Below are 18,044 nucleotides of genomic sequence, written 5' to 3'. Positions count from 1 at the left end.
GATCTTAGTTTAATCTTCTTGAAGCTTTTGAGCGATTTTTGCTAAATCTTTTGCATTACCAGCAACTTTTTTCAACTGTTGCACCATAGCAACACAAAAAGACATTTTGGGAATTACCTCACTGATTAATCGGAGGATATCATAAGTTACTTTTCCAAATTTAGCCAGTTCCCCCATTTCCTTGACCTTTTTTGAATGTTATAGTAAAAAAACACTTAATTACTATATCGACAAAATTCTACATATTTTTAGAGCTTGACAGATTGTACTACTGATAAATTCGCGTATAGTAAAGGGTGTAGAATTCGCATCTACACCCTTTACTTCGGATTCTATTTAAAGTTTGCATTTACTTCCCCCAAAAAAATCAAGAATCACTGGATACACTTTGATAAGTAAAAGTATGCAATTAAACATTTTAACAGCAATCTTTTCTATTGCTTGTTTGACCATATTTTAAAATTATAATCATTCTTCAATTATCTTCATAACAAGAATAATCACTCGGAGCACATCTTATCCTATCTTACCTTAAACAAATAAGAAAAGAAGCAAACCATTAGTAAAGGGTTTGCTCCTTCATCTTGTTTTTTATAACATTACCTTTTGACCCGTTTTTGCACTCTCAATGGCTCCGAAAACCATTGCCATACTTTTGATATTATCACGACAATCGGTTTCAGCTAATCTCTTTTCTTCAATTGCTGAGAACATTTCATCTATACAGCCCCAATGTCCTTCTTGATGAGACCAATCACAAGGGATAGGTATTTTTTTAGTGGAGTGAATAAATCCTTTTTCCTTACTCTCATCAATCACTTCACAAATTGGTGGGGTTACTCCATCCCATAAAATAGTCCCTTTCTCACCAATTGCACGCCAATTGCTTTCCCAAGAAGTGTTAAATCCTTCTGAACACCAAGATCCTCGATAAGAAAAGACAGAGCCATTGGACATTTCAAAGATACAAATCGCTGAAGCATTTCCTTTATACCAAGATCCTTCAGGATTAAATTCGTGACAATAAACGGACACTGGATCCGCTCCAGAAATAAGTCGTGCTTGATCAAATGTATGAATCGCCATATCTAGAATAAGCGGACTATCCATTACATCACGAAAACCTCCGAAATGTGCACCAATAAAAAAATCAGCATATAAAGAACCTAGTTTTCCAATAGACCCACCTTTGACAAAATCACTAAATCCACGAATTTGTTTTAAGTATCTTCTGTTTTGCATGACTGAATATTGTTTTCCCGTTTTCTCTGAAATTCTAATTAATTCCCTCGCATCTTCCATATTTTCAGTCATTGGCTTTTCCCCAAACACATGACAACCCGCTTCTAAAGCAGTTGTGACAATTTGTTTATGACTCGAAGGAATTGTAATATCGAAAACGAGATCTGCATCTGTTTCTTTAATAGCCTGAGATAAATCTGAAAAGATCGGCACATTCCAGTTCCTTTTCTCATTCATTGCTTGAGCTGTTTCTACATAAAGATCAACAAGCGCAACAATTTTCGCATTATCACGTTTTTCAAGATAATCTAACCAAGTATTTGACATTCCACCACAACCAGCAACAATAATTTTATGCTCCAATATGTCTCTCCTTATGTATGTATTTTAAGTCTTTTGTCTTCAACTAAACCATGAAACATTTAGAATCCACTATCCCACACCATTATAATAGTTGTTAAGTTTCGCATCTATGTCCAAATGAGCCTTGATTATTTTCAAAAAACTGAGACATATTTGCTTGATCTACGCACTTATATTTTTTTATGTAGTACAGGTGAAGAGAGGTTAATCATTGTATAAGGCTGACCAAATTCCATTGTCTCATCTATGAATCTCTCTAAATTTTCATTGTTATTTGTTACAATCTTCACCAAATAGCTATACTGACCTGTTAACCGATGACATTCAATCACGACTGGGTTTTCCTTACAAAATTCTCTGAACGCTTTGCAACGATGTGTTTCAACTAAAACAAAGGCTTTTACAGATTTATCTATTTTTTCCGGATTTATTTGCGCTTTATACCCTTCAATGACACCTTGTTCTTCTAGTCTGCGAACTCTCTCGGTAACGGCTGGAGTTGATAAAGCAACTATCTTTCCTAACTCTGTCATTGATATTCGACCATTTTCTTGAAGTATCGTTAAAATTTTGCGATTCACATTGTCCATTATTGCTCACCTTTATAATTCATTTTTACTTATCTAAATTCCTTATATTCTTAAGAATAACAGTTTGATCTCCTTATAAATAGCATATATCTTACATTTCTTTTCATTTAAAATAATGATAATGGATATGACTCTTCTTTGTTAGGTGTACGCTAAAGGTATAGTGATCCTATGGTAAAGGTGCCATTAAAAGAAGAAAAGATCATACTAGATTTCTGTACCTTAAGTATTTCATTTCTACAAAGTTTATAAAATTCATTCTGAGCAAGGGGGCTATATTATGGGTTTAGAGATGAAAGGCGCTTGTGAAAAATGCCAGGCGAACGTTGATTTAATAGCTTATATTTGTGTTCATGAATGCACCTTTTGTGAAAACTGCACGAATGATATGTCAAATATTTGTCCTAATTGTAGTGGAGAATTGGTAAAACGACCGAAACCTGCTAAGTACATGTGTCCTATGAGCTGGAGGAAATAATCTAACATTGAGGTGATTTTAAATGAAAAGAGCACTGATCATTATTGACGTACAAAACGCTTTTTATGATGATAGCTGGGGAAGTCGAAATAACTTACAAGCAGAAACAAACATCAGCCACCTTTTATCTTTATGGAGAGCTAGTAAACAGAACGTCATTTTTATTCAGCATATCTCGCAAAATCCAGATTCACTGTTTTATCCGGAAAACCATAGTTTTCAGATCAAGGAAATCGTTCAGCCAATTGATGGTGAAATGATTATCACAAAAGAGGTAAACAGTGCCTTTATTAATACTGCACTTGAAGACACTCTCAAAAATAAAGGAATAACAGAAGTAGTGATTACAGGATTAACGACTCCACATTGTGTTTCTACAACAACACGAATGAGTGGTAACTTAGGGTTTACAACATTCTTAATATCAGATGCGACAGCTGCCTTCGGATTAGTTGACCATAACGATCACTACATAGACGCAGAAACAATTCATCATAGCTCACTAGCAACGCTACACAAGGAATTTGCGACCGTAATAACGACATCTGAATATATTAAAAATTTCATAGATCGATAACATTCGTGCAGTAGATCTGAACCCTTCAATACAACAGAAAAAAGAACATCAAACAATTGATGTTCTTTTTCTAAACTATTTCATTAAGGCTCTTTTCTCAAAGATTGTTGCTGAACTACCTAATTATCTGTTAAAACCCTGTGTTTACCACTATAAGGTATTATTCAAGAAAGAAAAGATGCCACAAGACCTTATGCAGAGCTATTTTTTCAGGTTATTAAAACAAAAAAGTTTATGACAACAGTCTTTATTAATGATTTGCTACTTTATTCAGTCCACCTGGTTTATTATGAACAGCGATTTTTTCAATTAATTTATTACTTTCTGAATTGACGCCTATTAAATTCACCTTTACACCATTTTGGTGGTACTTAATTACAACTTTATCGATAGCGCCAACAGCGGAATCATCCCAAAGGTGTGCCTGTGTTAAATCTAAATCTATTTCCTTCACATTTTCTTTAAAATCAAATTCTTTAACAAAATCTGTAACAGAGGCAAAGAATAATTGACCTGATACTTGGTATATCTTCTTACTAGATCTCTCTGCTGATAAGCTTGTTACTTTTACTTTTGATATTTTTGCAGCGAAGAAGATCGCACTTAAAATAATCCCAACAAGAACACCTTTAGATAAGTCATGAGTGATGATCACAGTAATGACTGTAACAACCATTACTAACGAATCTGTTAACGGTACTCTGTGAAGAGTTTTTAATGATGTCCAATCAAATGTTCCAATAGAAACCATGATCATTACACCCACAAGTGCTGCCATTGGAATTTGTACAAGAAAGTCGTTTAATAGTAAAATTAACACCATTAAGAAAACCCCTGCAACCAAAGTAGATAATCGTCCTCTACCACCTGATTTAACATTAATCACGGATTGACCAATCATCGCACAACCAGCCATCCCGCCAAAAAATCCTGAAACAATATTTGCCATCCCTTGACCACGTGCTTCTTTATTTTTGTCACTATCTGTATCTGTCATATCATCTACGATTTGTGCCGTTAATAAAGATTCCACTAATCCTACAATCGCAATAGAAAGTGAATATGGGAAAATGATTTGCAATGTTTCAAAGTTTAATGGAATATCAGGTAATAAAAATAATGGTAATGCTTGTGTTAATTCACCCATATCTCCAACAGTTCTTACACCACTTCCTGTCATCACCGCAATGATTGAAATAACAACAATCGCTACTAATGGTGAAGGAACAGCCTTCGTAAAACGTGGCAAAATATAAATAATAGCTAATGCTCCAGCTACCATGGCAAACATCTGCCATGATTCACCTGCAAAATGTGGTAATTGTGATGTGAAAATCAAAATAGCTAATGCATTAACGAAACCTGTCATAACTGAACGAGGAACAAATTTCATTAATCTTCCTAATTTTAGAACACCCATAATAATCTGAATGATACCTGTAAGAATGGTTGCAGCAAGTAAATATTGCAATCCATAGTCAGCAACTAATGTGACCATCAACAGTGCTGTAGCTCCTGTTGCAGCTGAAATCATTCCAGGTCGTCCTCCAACAAAAGCAATTGTCACCGCAATACAAAAAGATGCGTATAATCCGATCATTGGATCTACACCTGCAATGATTGAGAACGCAATTGCTTCAGGAATTAATGCAAGAGCAACTACGATACCTGCTAATACATCACCTTTGACATTTCCAAACCAAGAATATTTAATTGTACTTAAATCCAAAAAAGACACCTCTCCCTAAACATTTTTTTGTGATATTTATGACTTTCAACTCTCATGAAAGTCGGGTCCGTTATTAACATAAGAGATTATATATTGTTTTGACTCATTTGTGAAGTTAAGTGTAAGCGTAAACATTAAGTGAAAGCTTCTTTATTCTTTATTTTTCTAACAATAGCAAGTACAAAACATAAAATTAATTTAATTGAAGCCTTTTACCTCTAACCTAATTTTTAATTTTAAAAACGTATCTCAACTTAAATTAATCAATGTGAATCCCACAATATATTCTCGAGGATGATTCTTTTCAGAAAGGAGCCTTAAATAACATTCTTTCAGTAAAACAGTCCATCACAAAAAGTACGGAGAAGTTAATTCCCCGTACTCACTTTTTCTTCATTATAAAATCGTAATAAATCACCATAAATGATTTTATCAGAGAAACTTAACTCACTATGTGCTTTATCTTGATAAACATCACAAGCATTGTCAGCTTCAATCACTTCCTGAGTTTGACGATTATAACAAACATCAGATATAGAGATGTACTCTTCTGTGATAAAACTACCATTTCTCAAAACAGCAAATGACTTTCGATCAGGTGAAAATAAATCATTCCCAAATTGAATCAATTTTGTTGTATCAATACCAAGTAAATGTAAAAGTGTTGGTTTAATATCAATTTGACCAGAAACATCTGATATTAATTTTGGATTTTCATCTGTTATACCAGGAATGTGAATTAAAAATGGCACACGCTGTAATTGCACGTTATCATACGGGGTAATTTCATCTTTACCTAAAAATTTCGCCATTGCCTCATTATGATTTTGAGAAATTCCATAATGATCCCCCATTAAAACGATTATGGAGTTGTCATAAAGTCCAGATTCCTTTAATTTCTCAATAAATCTTTTCAGCGCTTCATCTTGATATCGAATGGTTGTTACATAACGATTGAAAATATCACTAGTCGAATCAAATTCTTCTATTAACTTATCTTTCTCTTCTAGTTCAAAAGGAAAGTGATTTGTTAACGTGATAAAGTAACTATAAAAAGGTTGTGGCAGTGTTTTGATTAAATCCACAGACTGTTCGAAGAATTCTTTATCCTTTAATCCCCATCCGACAGAATTCTCTTGATCTACTTTATAGCTTTTCAAATCATAAAAATGGTCCACCTCAAATGCATCATAGATGATATCTCTATTCCAAAAGCTTGCATCATTTGCATGAAATGTAGCTGTATAGTAATTTTTACTTTTTAAGATTTCTTGCATCGAATTGTACTCATTTTCGCTATGTGTGAAAAACACCGCTCCTCTTCCAAGAGGATATAGTGAATTTGCCACTAAAAATTCTGAGTCAGATGTTTTGCCTTGTTCTGTTTGGTGATAAAAATTTTCAAAGTAATAGCTTTCATCAATAAAATCATTTAAATAAGGTGTAAGTTCTTTGCCATTTAACGTTTCGTTGACAACAAAGCTTTGCGTTGATTCCAAAGAAACAAAAATCACATTACGATCCTTAGCAATACCAAACATCTCTTCATCTGGTTTTGTTTTATTCGCTTTGATATAGTTTTGGATTTCCACAAGTTCATCACTATCAGCTAGAACTCTTTGTGCTGATGTACTTGATTGGATAATAGCATCATAGATATGGAAGTTAAAAATCCCAATGTTTTTCACTAATACCTCACGATCAAATGAACGAGTTAATAACATAGGACGTTGAATCTCAGCAAGCCCTAAATTAATAACAAAAACAACGGTAACAAGTAAAAAGTAAGCTCTTCTTTCTCTTGATGGGACAATATCTACTTTTTGAAATTTATGTTTCATTGCTATCCAGATTAACAATAAAATATCAATAAACAATAGATAATAAATCGGTTTCACTAATTCTTGAACACTACTATCTAAATCTCCCATATTACTAGACTGAAACAATAATGGAATGGTCAAAAAATCATTATAGAAATTATAAAAAATCATATTAGAGATCAGCAAAATTGTAACCACTGTACTAACAGCAATAATATATATATTTCTTGCTTTTTGTTTCATAAATAAACCGAAACCAAAGACCAAAAGAAAGAAACTTAGTGGGTTAATAAATAGAATAAAAGACTGCATTATATTTTCTATTTTTATCTCAAAACTAGTTTGATAAACAATATAGGTTTTTATCCACATGAGGACAACCGCTAAAAATAGAAAATGATATTTGCTTATTAAGTTTTTTAACATCTTTTCCTCCCTTAAGATCGTTCAAATCTCCTAAATATAATTTAACATACAAATATTGTTATACGAAGGTATTTGCCATTAAAAAGCTTGTACATGTTTGCTATATATCACGTAATAGTAAAAACATACTCTTCGAAATATTTATTATTATGTAACGACTCATAAACGGAATTAATATATCAAATAACACGCTAATTATCAAGTAGAGTTCATTGCTTTTCCTCTATGAACACATAACCAATTTAACTATTCCCTATTTTCTGTAACTAAAAACTAGTCATTCTTTTTTACGCTTCAATTTCATTATCATTCAGTAAATTTTCCCATCTATGATAAACACTCTTCATCATATAGTTTATCCAGCCACAATGTGGTATTATTTCTTAAATAGAAAAATGTCGAATTTTATCGTTTTTTGACATTTACACAATGGAATTACTGGGGGAAATTATGAAAATCAAAATCAAATTAGTATTACTAGTTTCATTATTAATTACTGCCTTAACCATTACAGGTGTGTGGTCAGCACTTCAATTAAAAGCAACAGAAAACTCCTATCTTGAAATACAAGAGGATGAACAAGTTCAATTAATCTTAAAGTCATTACAGTACAGATTCACAGGAATTTCTAATGATGAAAGAGCCTTCTTACTTACTGGTGATCGGGATTTAATTACAGGTATAGAGGAAAAAGAAAAGCAACTAGCAAACTACTTCAATGAACTTACTAAAATAAAAAGCCTCGGTAAAAGTGATCGAGAAGCTATCGATTCCATTCAAACCAATTTGTTAACATACAGCGAAGCAAATAAAAAAATGATCAAAAATTATCTAGCTGGTGATAAAGAAGCAGCCATGACCATTCATATGGATGAACAGAGAAGTATCCGTAAAGAACTGGTTGATCCTAGTATCGAGCAATTTATTAATAAATTAACGAACGAAATAGAAGAAGATAAGATACTCTTAGATAAAAAACAAACAATCGCTAACATAACATTGTATACAACCATTTTGCTATCAATTATCGGAGGAGCAATTGCGTCATTTTTTATCATTAGATCTATAAACAAACCTATAAGCATGATGAATAGTCGATTAAAGGAAATCTCTGAAGGCGAAGGAGATCTTACCCAATTAATCAACTTACACTCGAAAGATGAACTCGGTGAAATGGCCCAATCTTTCAATCAAATGATTGGAAAATTAAGAGAATTATTTCAACAAGTAAGTTTTTATTCTGAACAAGTAGCTGCCGCATCTGAGCAATTAACAGCAAGTTCAGAAGAAACAACGCGAGCAACTGAATTAATTTCCTCGACAGTTCAAGAGGTAGCTGTTGGAACAGAAAAACAAGCCCTTAGTGTGAAAGATACATCGAAAACGATTGGTGAATTATCATTATCTGTTAACCAGATTTCTGACAGTTCCGAGGTTGTCAAAACAACCGCTCTTCATGCTGCAGATATGGCTGATGAAGGTAATAAATTCGTAACAACTGTTGTCTCACAAATGAATGATATTAACCTTACTGTTAATGAACTTTCGTCAAAAGTGAAAACACTAGGAAAACGTTCAAGTCAAATTGGCGATATTATCAAAGTCATTACAGAAATAGCTGAACAAACAAATTTACTTGCATTAAATGCAGCCATTGAAGCGGCAAGAGCTGGTGAACAAGGACGTGGGTTTGCAGTTGTGGCTGATGAAGTGCGTAAATTGGCTGAACAATCCACAGCATCAGCGTCGGAAATTTCACAATTAATATCAGCAATACAAATGGATACAGACAATACCGTCAAATCAATGGATGATACAACCATCAAAGTCGCTGAGGGAATTACCTCTGTCAACGAAACTGGAAAATCATTTGAGCAAATTCAGCAATCTATTTCTGAAGTATCTTCACAAATTCTAGAAGTAACTTCTGCTGTAAAAGAAATGTCTACTGGCACTAAATTAATTGTCCAATCGATTGAACAAATTACTAAGAGCTCTGACATTACAGCATCTGGCACACAAAGTGTCTCGGCATCTGCTGAAGAACAACTTGCAGCAATGGAGGAGATTACAGCCTCTTCCTCTTCACTCTCTAAAATGGCTGAAGATCTTCAAAGTATTGTTGGCAAATTTAAAGTTTAATCTAAATAAGACCTCAGAGAGAGGCTGGGACATAACGTACTAATTAACAAAAACTTCGAACAAAGTAATTGCTTAGCGGATGAAATATACGTAGACTCCTGCGGGATGAAAAGCAAAGGCTAGACCCCACAGTGCGTAGCACGAGGAGGCTTGCCAGCTTCCCGCGGAAAGCGGAGTATATTTCAGGAGCGACGGAACTACCCTACAATCATTGTTCGGTTCCTGTTTTGTTAAAATACTTATGTCCCAACCTCCTTTTACTATCAACAATCTTCCTTCATGCTTTACCCCCCATGATCAGCCATTCGTTCAACACTATCTCATCAACAAATCTTTATCTAAATGGAGTAGACATTTAGCTAAAAATCATTTATTATGACATTATCGTCATATGACACACATGTCATAATTGAAAGGAAGATAACTTACATGCCAACTCAAACCTTTTTTAATTTACCTGAAGATAAAAAAATTCATATCATTGAAGCTGCTGTAGATGAATTTTTTGATAAAGGCTATGAAAAAATGAGTATTTCAAAATTAATTGTAAGTGCTAAAATCCCTCGAGGAAGTTTCTATCAATACTTCGAAGATAAAGATGATCTTTATAAATACATCATTATCAATATTATTGGGAGCAGAAAAAGTCACTACTCTAACTCTTTAACCGAGAAAATAGGGGAAATGAATTTTATTCCTTTCATTCGTGAGCTATTTATTAGCGGTCTTGATTTTTATAAAAATGAACCCAAGCTTGCAGCCATTGCAACAGATTTTCTTACACTAAAAAATCAAGAATTGAAAAGTGAAATAGAAGGTGATAGCCAAAAAGCAAGTCACCAATTTTTCATTAACGTTATAGAAGAACGAAAGAAATCTGGAGAAATATCGGAAGAAATTGATTCAGACATGCTCATCTATTTAATTAACACAATCAATGCTACCTTTGCAGATTATTTTTTAAAGCATCCAGATATAGGTTTTGAAAGTGAAGAATTAATACAATCCTTAGACCGCTTACTTTTCATCTTAAAGAATGGCATAGTAACAAAATAAAATAAATGAGGTGTTACTCATGTTTTTTAAGAAATATGATAAATTAATTGCTTCTATTTTTGCATTTCTCACTTTATTGTTCTTTATCTTTGCTATAAGCAACAGGGATTTTCTAGAATGGGCTTTTGCTCGTCACCACAATCAATTAAGCTGGTTTATTCGTCCTATTTTTTTGATACCTTTTTGCTATTTTGCTTATAAAAAAAGTTGGAGTGGCATTTCAATCACAATTTTTAGCCTTTTCACAAGTATGTTTTGGTTTCCAGAACCAGAAATTGTAAGCGAACAGGTTGCATTATTTCTTGAGTATGAAGTTGATTATTTAACAAGTGAATGGGGTATATCGAAAATCTTATTAACTTTATTAGTACCCATCTCCTTCTTATTATTAGGCCTAGGATTCTGGAAAAGAAATTTGTGGATTGGTTTATCTGTCATTATTATGATGGCTTTCGGTAAAATGATGTGGAGTATTTTTTCTGCTGGTGAATCAGGCAAATCCATCATGATTCCAGCTATTGTTGGCCTACTACTTTGTGTGTTCTTCATTTATTGGGGCTTTAAGAAATTAGAAAAGAACAAAATGAATATCGACAAATGACTTAGAAATGTGAACAGGTTTTAACGTACTTCTTTTGAATGAGTCCTTCAATTTAGTACATACTAAATTGAAATCATTTGCTCAAAGGAGTTTGGCCATATGGACGATCAATTACAACGCTATATTGATGTTGTTAAGGAAAATTCCCTAACAATGAATGAACCTGATTATGCAGGAAGAGAACAAGACTTATTAAGACAAAAGGAAGATCTTGAGAAGTTAGAACACAATCTAAAGATGAAAACTAGATCTTCTGAAAGCTTTGATAAACTTGTAGACGCTGCTGTAGGTTACGCAAATAAAGATATTTCGCAAACTCAACTGGATGAGATCTACAAACAAAACACCAAATAAACATCCTTAGGGGTGTTTTTTTCATTGTTTTATTTTTTCTTCACAATCTTACCATCACCCTACCCCTTTCATTTCTCCTTTATTTTAATGATAAATGTGTTAGTGTCTATACAATTATAGGATATATCCATAGTATGTATTGATCTAATGTGAAATGGAGGTGCTTTTTTTATGGGTTACGGATATGGTGGATTTGGTGGTGGCTTCTGCGGCTACGGAAACACAGCTCCTGTTGCTGCACCAGTTGGAGTTAATCCTTTTGTGTTAATCGTTGTTTTATTCATACTTCTTATCATTGTAGGAGCAGCATGGTGCTAATAAATTAATTAAAATGAGATGCTTGTACCTAAGGCATCTCTCTTACTTCTTTATCAACAAATTATACATAAGAGTTTTTTGCATAATTGCATAAATGTAATGATCCTATCGGAAAATAGGAACAAGAAAAGAGGTGGACCATGAAGGAAAATAAAGATGCCCCCATTATAAATGATGAGTTATCAAAGGCAGAATTAAAAAAACATTACGGAATGGACCCAGAAGAAATTCTTCAGTCTGTTACTTTTGCTACGACAGAAAACCCATACTTAAATGAATATGATAAAGCTGATTTAAATGATGATGAATAAGAAAATATTACATGGAAGAAGATGATTCTGTATTTACAGGTGTCATCTTTTTTCATTCAGTTGCGTTTTTCAGCTACCTCCACTACTTCAGTCTTGAATTTCACTTTTTGTTGAAGTGTAAGAGTTATTATAATACGATGTTACTGTTCACATCATGATGAAATAGATCAATGATAGATACAAAGAGTTGAATGAACATAAAATAGGATTTAAATATCATCTAATCAAAGGAATTAGCGTGAGGAAAATGACTTCTTCAATATCTTTACGGACTGTGAAACAAAAAACTCTCAATATACTTCCTCAAAAATTTAAGATGTATCATAAGGGGGAATTTCATGAGATTCGTTTCAATGACTTTATTAGTATTTTTTGGTAGCTTACTGTTAATTTTCTTATTTCTTAACTTGTTCAATGGAGATGAAACGGGAGCCATGTCAATAGGGCTCGTTCTACTGTTAATGATGTCCATTATAATAACTCTATTAATTAAACTTATAGAGACTATTAAGAAAAAGTAACTTAGCTCCAAAAATGGAGCTCTCTATTTCATACTTCTAGCAAATTTGTATTTTCGATTATAATTCTATAACACTAATCATATTTCCATTAATATCTGCCAAATCAAAACGTTTAGGTTCTCCAATTCTTAAATCCGAAACCGTTACCTTCTTTTCAATTAACATATTTCTAACTTCTTCAACATCTTTAACAACATAATTAAATGGAGTATATTTTGTGATAGGTTGAAAGTCAGAGATTTCGACGAGGTGAAATCCACAATTAGGTGCTATTGCAAGTCCACACATCCGTTCATTTTTCCAACGTAAATCAAATGCAAAAATGTCTTGATACCATATCAGTGACTCGTTAAGATTCCTTACAGGAAGAAATACTGCGTCAATTCGCTCTACTAGTTTTCCGTTTGTTTGTCCACTCATCATACACATCTCCTAATTCTGCTTTAAGATTATATGTAAGATTTCTCCATTTTATCGTGAATTCCTTCTACTTCTAGAATAAAGTTTATCGTTAATTGTAGTTTAAGGTTTACTCTTTAGTTCTAGTATAGTCCCCATACATAACTCTTCTCTTGAATAAATAGCTAGATTAATAAAGATTGATATCACAGGAATATCACTTAAATACCTCACACCAGAATTTGTAATTCATTAAAGAAACATCTGTATTTAATTTATGTATTTCTTTTAATGTAGTTAATGTTTTAACTACTTCTTTTAATGTCACCTCAGTCGGTTGATCATGACAATTTTGAATTTGATTTCTTGCAAATAAGATGAAATGTTTTGTTTGTATTCTATTTATTTTCCTAACTTTAGTATAAATCGTTAAATATAGCACAAAGTTATCAATACTATTTAAATCTCGCTCATTATTTAGTTGTTTCATTGAATCAACTAATAAACAGTATTGTTTAGATAATGATTTGTAGCGTATAGAATCTTTAGTAATTTTATAAAGATCATTTTTATGAATCGCCATTTAACCCTCCCATTCTCACAAATCTATTAATATTTTTATGTAAATTCATTTAGAAAAAAAGAGTGAGTGTTACAAACAATTATTTTAAATATTACTTTAATCTAGACCTTTGAAATTATCAATACCTTTATGGGATATATTGGTTTAAATAAGTGAAATACTACCCATTTTTATACATTAGTTAGTAGTGATCTAATTTGATTGATTGTTGAATAAAATATTTTGCTTTAAATCATATTGAAACACTTGGACCTATTAAAAACCATTCATAAAATCACAGAATCCTATATGGCCCGGTGTATTTATCAATAGATTATATGACAGTCACCTACTAATTAAATCTTTTTACAAAATACGTGTTTTTTCTCCTGCTTAGATGGGTACGTAATAATGGACTGATTTTACATATAAGACTAATAAAAAGGAGCGATTTTATGAATAGCAAGGATAAGATAAATGGAAATAGCAAAAATGAGCAATTGGAACAATTCCGTGTTAAGGATGAAGGGGAAAACTTAACGACAAATCAAGGATTAAAGGTATCTGAAGATGAATTTTCTTTAAAAGCAGGAGAACGTGGTCCAACGTTAATGGAGGATTTTCATTTTCGTGAAAAGATGACTCATTTTGATCATGAACGAATTCCAGAACGTATCGTTCATGCACGCGGCTTTGCAGCACATGGTGAATTTGAAGTTTATGAATCTATGAAACAGTATACGAAAGCAAAATTTTTACAAGATCCAGCTGTAAAAACACCTGTTTTTGTGAGATTTTCAACAGTAGCGGGTTCACGTGGCTCAGCTGAAACGGTCAGAGATGCCCGTGGTTTTTCGACAAAGTTTTATACAGAAGAAGGAAATTACGATTTAGTTGGAAACAACATTCCTGTTTTCTTTATTCAGGATGCTATTAAATTTCCTGATTTAATTCATGCCGTTAAACCTGAACCTCATAATGAAATTCCCCAGGCAGCTAGTGCACATGATACATTCTGGGACTTTGTAGCAAATAATCAAGAATCCGCACATATGATCATGTGGCATTTATCAGATCGTGGTATTCCTCGAAGCTTTCGAATGATGGAAGGCTTTGGCGTCCACACATTTCGCTTTGTCAATGATGAAGGAAAAGCCCATTTTATAAAATTTCACTGGAAACCGGTATTAGGTGTTCATTCTCTTGTATGGGATGAAGCTCAGAAGATCGCTGGTAAGGACCCAGATTTTCATCGCCGTGATTTATTTGATTCCATTGAATCAGGAAATTTTCCAGAGTACGAGTTAGGCGTGCAATTAATTGCTGAAGAAGATGAATTTAACTTTGATTTTGATGTGTTAGATCCAACAAAACTTTGGCCTGAAGAAGAAGTACCCGTTAAAATCATTGGTAAGATGACATTAAATCGAAATGTAGATAACGTTTTTGCAGAGACAGAGCAAGTCGCATTCCATCCTGGTCATGTTGTCCCAGGTATTGATTTTACGAATGATCCATTGCTACAAGGCCGACTGTTTTCTTATACAGATACACAATTAATTCGCCTTGGTGGACCTAACTTCCATGAGTTACCAATAAATCGACCTGTTTGCCCATTCTTCAATAATCAACGTGATGGATATGGCCGTCAAACCATTAACGTAGGAAAAGTAAGCTATCATAAAAATTCACTAGCTAACAATACACCTAAACCTGCAAGTGAAGAGGAAGGTGGATATGTTCATTATCAGGAAAAAGTAGACGGACATAAGGTTCGAAGTAGAAGTGATAGCTTTAAAGATCATTTCTCTCAAGCTACTTTGTTTTGGAACAGTATGAGTGAGCCTGAGAAAGAACATATCATTAAAGCATTTAGTTTTGAGCTTGGAAAGGTAAAAAGCAAATCTATACAACAGCAGGTAGTTGATATGTTTGCAAATGTCAACGTAGATCTAGCATCTGCATTTGCGTCAGCAATTGGTGCTAACCCACCTAAAGCAGGCGGATCGAATGTCACAAAGTTCTCTCCAGCATTAAGTCAATTAAATACGAAGAAAGTACCGAATACTCGTAAAGTAGGATTGATTCTCGGTAACGATTTTAACGGTGAAGAGGTCATGAATGTTTGTAACAATTTAAAAGAAGAAGGTATACAAGTTGAAATTATCAGTGATAAGCTTGGTCACTTAAAAGGATCGGGTGATAAAGAGCTTGAAGTTGATCATACATTCCTCACCTGCGATTCAGTCTTATTCGATGCGATTTATGCAGGTGGAGGAAAAGAGATAAGTCAGACATTCAAACAAGAAGCGGCTGACTTTATCAAGGAAGCATTCTCTCATTTCAAAGCAATTGGAGCAACATTTGAAGGCATTAACTGGCTTCCTAAGAACATCGCTGAAGAAAGTCCTGGAGTGGTCATTGAGACTGAAAAGATGGATACATTCTCGCAACACTTTATCAAAGCCATTTCTACCCATCGTCATTGGGACCGCCAGTTGAATCATTAAGTTCCTATCAAACTAGTAAAGTAGAGGAATCCAAAGTTAGGGATTTCTCTACCTTTTTATTGTTATTTTTCATACGATTTAGTGCATACTAAAGAGTCTTCATAGCTAGTTAAAGAGAAGAATCGATGAATAATTTTTTACAGATAAAACACACTTAAAATAGTAGTTTTTTTAAAAAAGAACGGTATTAGGATTAGGCTCCATGGGGAATGAATCTCACTTTAAAATATAACACCTTTATGGATTAATAGTAGTAACACGTAAAATGAATAAGTCTACCCATGAAAAACTTAACACAATTGATTGAAGCCCTATTTCAATGGAATAAATATCCTAAAGAAATTTCTTACATCTCAGCTTACTAAGAAGTATAATTATTATTGAATATTGCCTTTTGCAACTAGTACTAACTACTCTAATAAATTTCTATCTAGAAGGAATAAAATGACTAAAAAGTTATCTTTACAATCCATCATTTTACTATTAATATCCTGCGCGATGCTTGCTACTTTCATTGGAGTTACTTATGTAACTTTGATTGAAAGCAAAGAAAATAATCAAAAAAATATCCTAACAGAGAATGCGGTATACTCAGAAAAACTAGCTGGAACTACGGATCTCTTATTTCAAAATATGATAAACACACTTGAAGTTAGTGCTGCAAATATTTATTCAAATTTGGATGATCCTGATCTAGTCGTTGAACTAAATCAACTTTTAAAATCATCCAACTTTTTTAATGCTATTTATTTAGTTGATAAAGAAGGCTATATCGTAAAATCAACTCCAAAATTAATACTCGAGGGAACCAAAGTGACAACAATGGGGGTAAAGGAAGCGATTTTTAAAAAATACACTACCATTTCTCAACCTTATAGGAGCCAGGTAACGGGCAAAAACGTCGTTTTAGTTTCGGTACCTGTATATAATAAAACAAATGGTGAATACTTTGGGTTTCTTGGGGGTACCATCCATCTAAATGAAATAAACAGCCTACAAGATACTCTCAGTTTACATCCATCCCATTCAAATGGATCCTATGTTTATGTGGTGGATTCTAAAGGTCAAATCATTTATCACCCTGAAAGTGAACGTATTGGAGACACTGTAATAGAGAATAAAGTCGTAGCAAAAGTTACAAAAGGACATGCTGGTAAGGAAAAAGTCATCAACACAAAAGGAATAAAAATGCTGGCGGGTTATGCCCCAGTTAAAACAAGTGAATGGGGAATTATAAGCCAAACTCCGGAGAAATCCATTATGACCCCTGCCTTGAATTCTGTTAAAGATATAATAAAATATACTGTACCAATTTTTATTATCATTTATTTACTTTCATTTCTATTACTAAGGAAAATATTTTCCCCTCTTCGGAAATTAACAAAATATGCTAAAGATGTAGCTACAAATCAAAAGACACCAACACCAGTTATTAACAATAATTCTCTGGAGATTAGTGAATTAAAAAGGACAATTTTTAAATTGGTTACCCACTATAATATGCAAATACTAAACTTCGAAAAAGAAGTACAATTCGATCACCTTACCGGTCTTCTAAATCGTCGTTCATTTAATAAAATGACTTCTAATCTTGATACGTATTCAATGGTTCTGTTTGATATAGATCATTTCAAAAAAGTGAATGATACCTATGGACATTTGATGGGTGATGAAGTTCTAAAGTTTATTGCAAACATAGTTTTAGACGAAATAAAGGATAAAGGTCATTGCTTTCGTTTTGGTGGGGAAGAATTTCTACTCGTTCTCCCTGAAACTTCAGTGGAAGAAGCATATCGAATTTCTGAAAAATTAAGGACAAGAGTCCAGCTAAGTATAAGTCCGGTTAATTCAACCATCACCATTTCTCTAGGAGTTGGTGGTGTTCCGTATTCAAACGCTTATAAAACGGAAGCCTTAGATCAAATCGATAAAGCATTGTATATTGCCAAAAATGAAGGTCGAAATAGAACAATCATTGCAGAAAGTAAACAATAAATGACAATTTAAAAAGTTTACTTTAGATAAAATTAAATACTACTAAA

18 protein-coding genes are annotated in these 18,044 nt (G+C 33.2%); 11 read left to right on the top strand and 7 right to left on the bottom strand.

Features of this window, described 5'->3' with window-relative positions:
* Positions 1-9: 9 nt before the first annotated feature.
* The 3 genes from LC076_RS17465 to LC076_RS17455 form a co-directional block, all read right to left on the bottom strand.
* Positions 10-177 carry a hypothetical protein gene (locus LC076_RS17465; protein WP_226670366.1) on the bottom strand — a complete coding sequence of 56 codons (168 nt, stop codon included), beginning with the start codon at positions 175-177 and terminating at the stop codon, positions 10-12.
* 414 nt (positions 178-591) lie between these two features.
* Positions 592-1,608: a Gfo/Idh/MocA family protein gene (locus LC076_RS17460; RefSeq protein ID WP_226670423.1), complete on the bottom strand. Its 1,017-nt coding sequence runs from the start codon at positions 1,606-1,608 to the stop codon at positions 592-594.
* A gap of 167 nt (positions 1,609-1,775) precedes the next feature.
* The gene (locus tag LC076_RS17455) at positions 1,776-2,195 is read right to left on the bottom strand and encodes an Lrp/AsnC family transcriptional regulator (protein WP_226670365.1); all 420 of its coding nucleotides are present in this window, start codon (positions 2,193-2,195) and stop codon (positions 1,776-1,778) included.
* Positions 2,196-2,475: 280 nt separating this feature from the next.
* Here LC076_RS17455 and LC076_RS17450 point away from each other — a divergent pair, with 280 nt between their 5' ends.
* Together LC076_RS17450 and LC076_RS17445 are read left to right on the top strand one after the other, a co-directional pair.
* The gene (locus LC076_RS17450; protein WP_226670364.1) at positions 2,476-2,673 is read left to right on the top strand and encodes a DUF1272 domain-containing protein; all 198 of its coding nucleotides are present in this window, start codon (positions 2,476-2,478) and stop codon (positions 2,671-2,673) included.
* Between the two features lie 22 nt (positions 2,674-2,695).
* Positions 2,696-3,250 carry a cysteine hydrolase family protein gene (locus LC076_RS17445; RefSeq protein ID WP_226670363.1) on the top strand — a complete coding sequence of 185 codons (555 nt, stop codon included), beginning with the start codon at positions 2,696-2,698 and terminating at the stop codon, positions 3,248-3,250.
* A 250-nt stretch (positions 3,251-3,500) separates the two neighbouring features.
* Here the strand turns inward: LC076_RS17445 and LC076_RS17440 are convergent, their stop codons facing one another.
* Together LC076_RS17440 and LC076_RS17435 are read right to left on the bottom strand one after the other, a co-directional pair.
* A complete protein-coding gene (locus LC076_RS17440; protein ID WP_226670362.1) occupies positions 3,501-4,979 on the bottom strand; it encodes a SulP family inorganic anion transporter in 1,479 nt (492 codons plus the stop codon).
* A 368-nt stretch (positions 4,980-5,347) separates the two neighbouring features.
* Positions 5,348-7,228 carry an LTA synthase family protein gene (locus LC076_RS17435; protein WP_226670361.1) on the bottom strand — a complete coding sequence of 627 codons (1,881 nt, stop codon included), beginning with the start codon at positions 7,226-7,228 and terminating at the stop codon, positions 5,348-5,350.
* 450 nt (positions 7,229-7,678) lie between these two features.
* Here LC076_RS17435 and LC076_RS17430 point away from each other — a divergent pair, with 450 nt between their 5' ends.
* The 7 genes from LC076_RS17430 to LC076_RS17400 all read left to right on the top strand — a co-directional run bounded on the left by LC076_RS17430 (position 7,679) and on the right by LC076_RS17400 (position 12,531).
* Positions 7,679-9,370, top strand: coding sequence for a methyl-accepting chemotaxis protein (locus LC076_RS17430; RefSeq protein WP_226670360.1), 1,692 nt, complete (start codon positions 7,679-7,681; stop codon positions 9,368-9,370).
* 429 nt (positions 9,371-9,799) lie between these two features.
* Entirely contained in the window at positions 9,800-10,426 is a 627-nt protein-coding gene (locus tag LC076_RS17425; protein ID WP_226670359.1) for a TetR/AcrR family transcriptional regulator, read from the top strand.
* A 19-nt stretch (positions 10,427-10,445) separates the two neighbouring features.
* Positions 10,446-11,027, top strand: a complete 582-nt coding sequence (locus LC076_RS17420) for a hypothetical protein (protein WP_226670358.1) — start codon at positions 10,446-10,448, stop codon at positions 11,025-11,027.
* Positions 11,028-11,126: 99 nt separating this feature from the next.
* Positions 11,127-11,381 carry a YnfE family protein gene (locus LC076_RS17415; protein WP_226670357.1) on the top strand — a complete coding sequence of 85 codons (255 nt, stop codon included), beginning with the start codon at positions 11,127-11,129 and terminating at the stop codon, positions 11,379-11,381.
* A 171-nt stretch (positions 11,382-11,552) separates the two neighbouring features.
* Positions 11,553-11,699 carry a YjcZ family sporulation protein gene (locus LC076_RS17410; RefSeq protein ID WP_226670356.1) on the top strand — a complete coding sequence of 49 codons (147 nt, stop codon included), beginning with the start codon at positions 11,553-11,555 and terminating at the stop codon, positions 11,697-11,699.
* A 140-nt stretch (positions 11,700-11,839) separates the two neighbouring features.
* Positions 11,840-12,010, top strand: a complete 171-nt coding sequence (locus LC076_RS17405) for a hypothetical protein (protein WP_226670355.1) — start codon at positions 11,840-11,842, stop codon at positions 12,008-12,010.
* A 338-nt stretch (positions 12,011-12,348) separates the two neighbouring features.
* Complete coding sequence (locus LC076_RS17400) at positions 12,349-12,531, top strand: hypothetical protein (RefSeq protein WP_226670354.1); 183 nt, start codon at positions 12,349-12,351, stop codon at positions 12,529-12,531.
* A 57-nt stretch (positions 12,532-12,588) separates the two neighbouring features.
* On the opposite strand, the gene LC076_RS17395 is transcribed toward LC076_RS17400, so the two are convergent.
* Together LC076_RS17395 and LC076_RS17390 are read right to left on the bottom strand one after the other, a co-directional pair.
* Complete coding sequence (locus LC076_RS17395; RefSeq protein ID WP_226670353.1) at positions 12,589-12,951, bottom strand: VOC family protein; 363 nt, start codon at positions 12,949-12,951, stop codon at positions 12,589-12,591.
* Positions 12,952-13,147: 196 nt separating this feature from the next.
* Entirely contained in the window at positions 13,148-13,513 is a 366-nt protein-coding gene (locus LC076_RS17390) for a hypothetical protein (protein ID WP_226670352.1), read from the bottom strand.
* A gap of 434 nt (positions 13,514-13,947) precedes the next feature.
* On the opposite strand from LC076_RS17390, the gene LC076_RS17385 reads away from it, so the two are divergent.
* A complete protein-coding gene (locus LC076_RS17385) occupies positions 13,948-16,002 on the top strand; it encodes a catalase (protein ID WP_226670351.1) in 2,055 nt (684 codons plus the stop codon).
* Positions 16,003-16,446: 444 nt separating this feature from the next.
* Positions 16,447-17,997: a sensor domain-containing diguanylate cyclase gene (locus LC076_RS17380; RefSeq protein WP_226670350.1), complete on the top strand. Its 1,551-nt coding sequence runs from the start codon at positions 16,447-16,449 to the stop codon at positions 17,995-17,997.
* Positions 17,998-18,044: the final 47 nt, after the last annotated feature.

Source organism: Metabacillus litoralis (assembly GCF_020524045.1).
Taxonomy (GTDB): domain Bacteria; phylum Bacillota; class Bacilli; order Bacillales; family Bacillaceae; genus Metabacillus; species Metabacillus litoralis_C.
This window is presented reverse-complemented; position numbering and strand designations above follow the sequence as displayed.

Bases quoted from the DNA above. Each gene is read 5' to 3' on its own strand.
- LC076_RS17465 (WP_226670366.1), bottom strand. From the start codon at position 177: ATGGGGGAACTGGCTAAATTTGGAAAAGTAACTTATGATATCCTCCGA.
- LC076_RS17455 (WP_226670365.1), bottom strand. From the start codon at position 2,195: ATGGACAATGTGAATCGCAAAATTTTAACGATACTTCAAGAAAATGGT.
- LC076_RS17450 (WP_226670364.1), top strand. From the start codon at position 2,476: ATGGGTTTAGAGATGAAAGGCGCTTGTGAAAAATGCCAGGCGAACGTT.
- LC076_RS17445 (WP_226670363.1), top strand. From the start codon at position 2,696: ATGAAAAGAGCACTGATCATTATTGACGTACAAAACGCTTTTTATGAT.
- LC076_RS17435 (WP_226670361.1), bottom strand. From the start codon at position 7,228: ATGTTAAAAAACTTAATAAGCAAATATCATTTTCTATTTTTAGCGGTT.
- LC076_RS17430 (WP_226670360.1), top strand. From the start codon at position 7,679: ATGAAAATCAAAATCAAATTAGTATTACTAGTTTCATTATTAATTACT.
- LC076_RS17425 (WP_226670359.1), top strand. From the start codon at position 9,800: ATGCCAACTCAAACCTTTTTTAATTTACCTGAAGATAAAAAAATTCAT.
- LC076_RS17420 (WP_226670358.1), top strand. From the start codon at position 10,446: ATGTTTTTTAAGAAATATGATAAATTAATTGCTTCTATTTTTGCATTT.
- LC076_RS17415 (WP_226670357.1), top strand. From the start codon at position 11,127: ATGGACGATCAATTACAACGCTATATTGATGTTGTTAAGGAAAATTCC.
- LC076_RS17410 (WP_226670356.1), top strand. From the start codon at position 11,553: ATGGGTTACGGATATGGTGGATTTGGTGGTGGCTTCTGCGGCTACGGA.
- LC076_RS17405 (WP_226670355.1), top strand. From the start codon at position 11,840: ATGAAGGAAAATAAAGATGCCCCCATTATAAATGATGAGTTATCAAAG.
- LC076_RS17400 (WP_226670354.1), top strand. From the start codon at position 12,349: ATGAGATTCGTTTCAATGACTTTATTAGTATTTTTTGGTAGCTTACTG.
- LC076_RS17395 (WP_226670353.1), bottom strand. From the start codon at position 12,951: ATGAGTGGACAAACAAACGGAAAACTAGTAGAGCGAATTGACGCAGTA.
- LC076_RS17390 (WP_226670352.1), bottom strand. From the start codon at position 13,513: ATGGCGATTCATAAAAATGATCTTTATAAAATTACTAAAGATTCTATA.
- LC076_RS17385 (WP_226670351.1), top strand. From the start codon at position 13,948: ATGAATAGCAAGGATAAGATAAATGGAAATAGCAAAAATGAGCAATTG.
- LC076_RS17380 (WP_226670350.1), top strand. From the start codon at position 16,447: ATGACTAAAAAGTTATCTTTACAATCCATCATTTTACTATTAATATCC.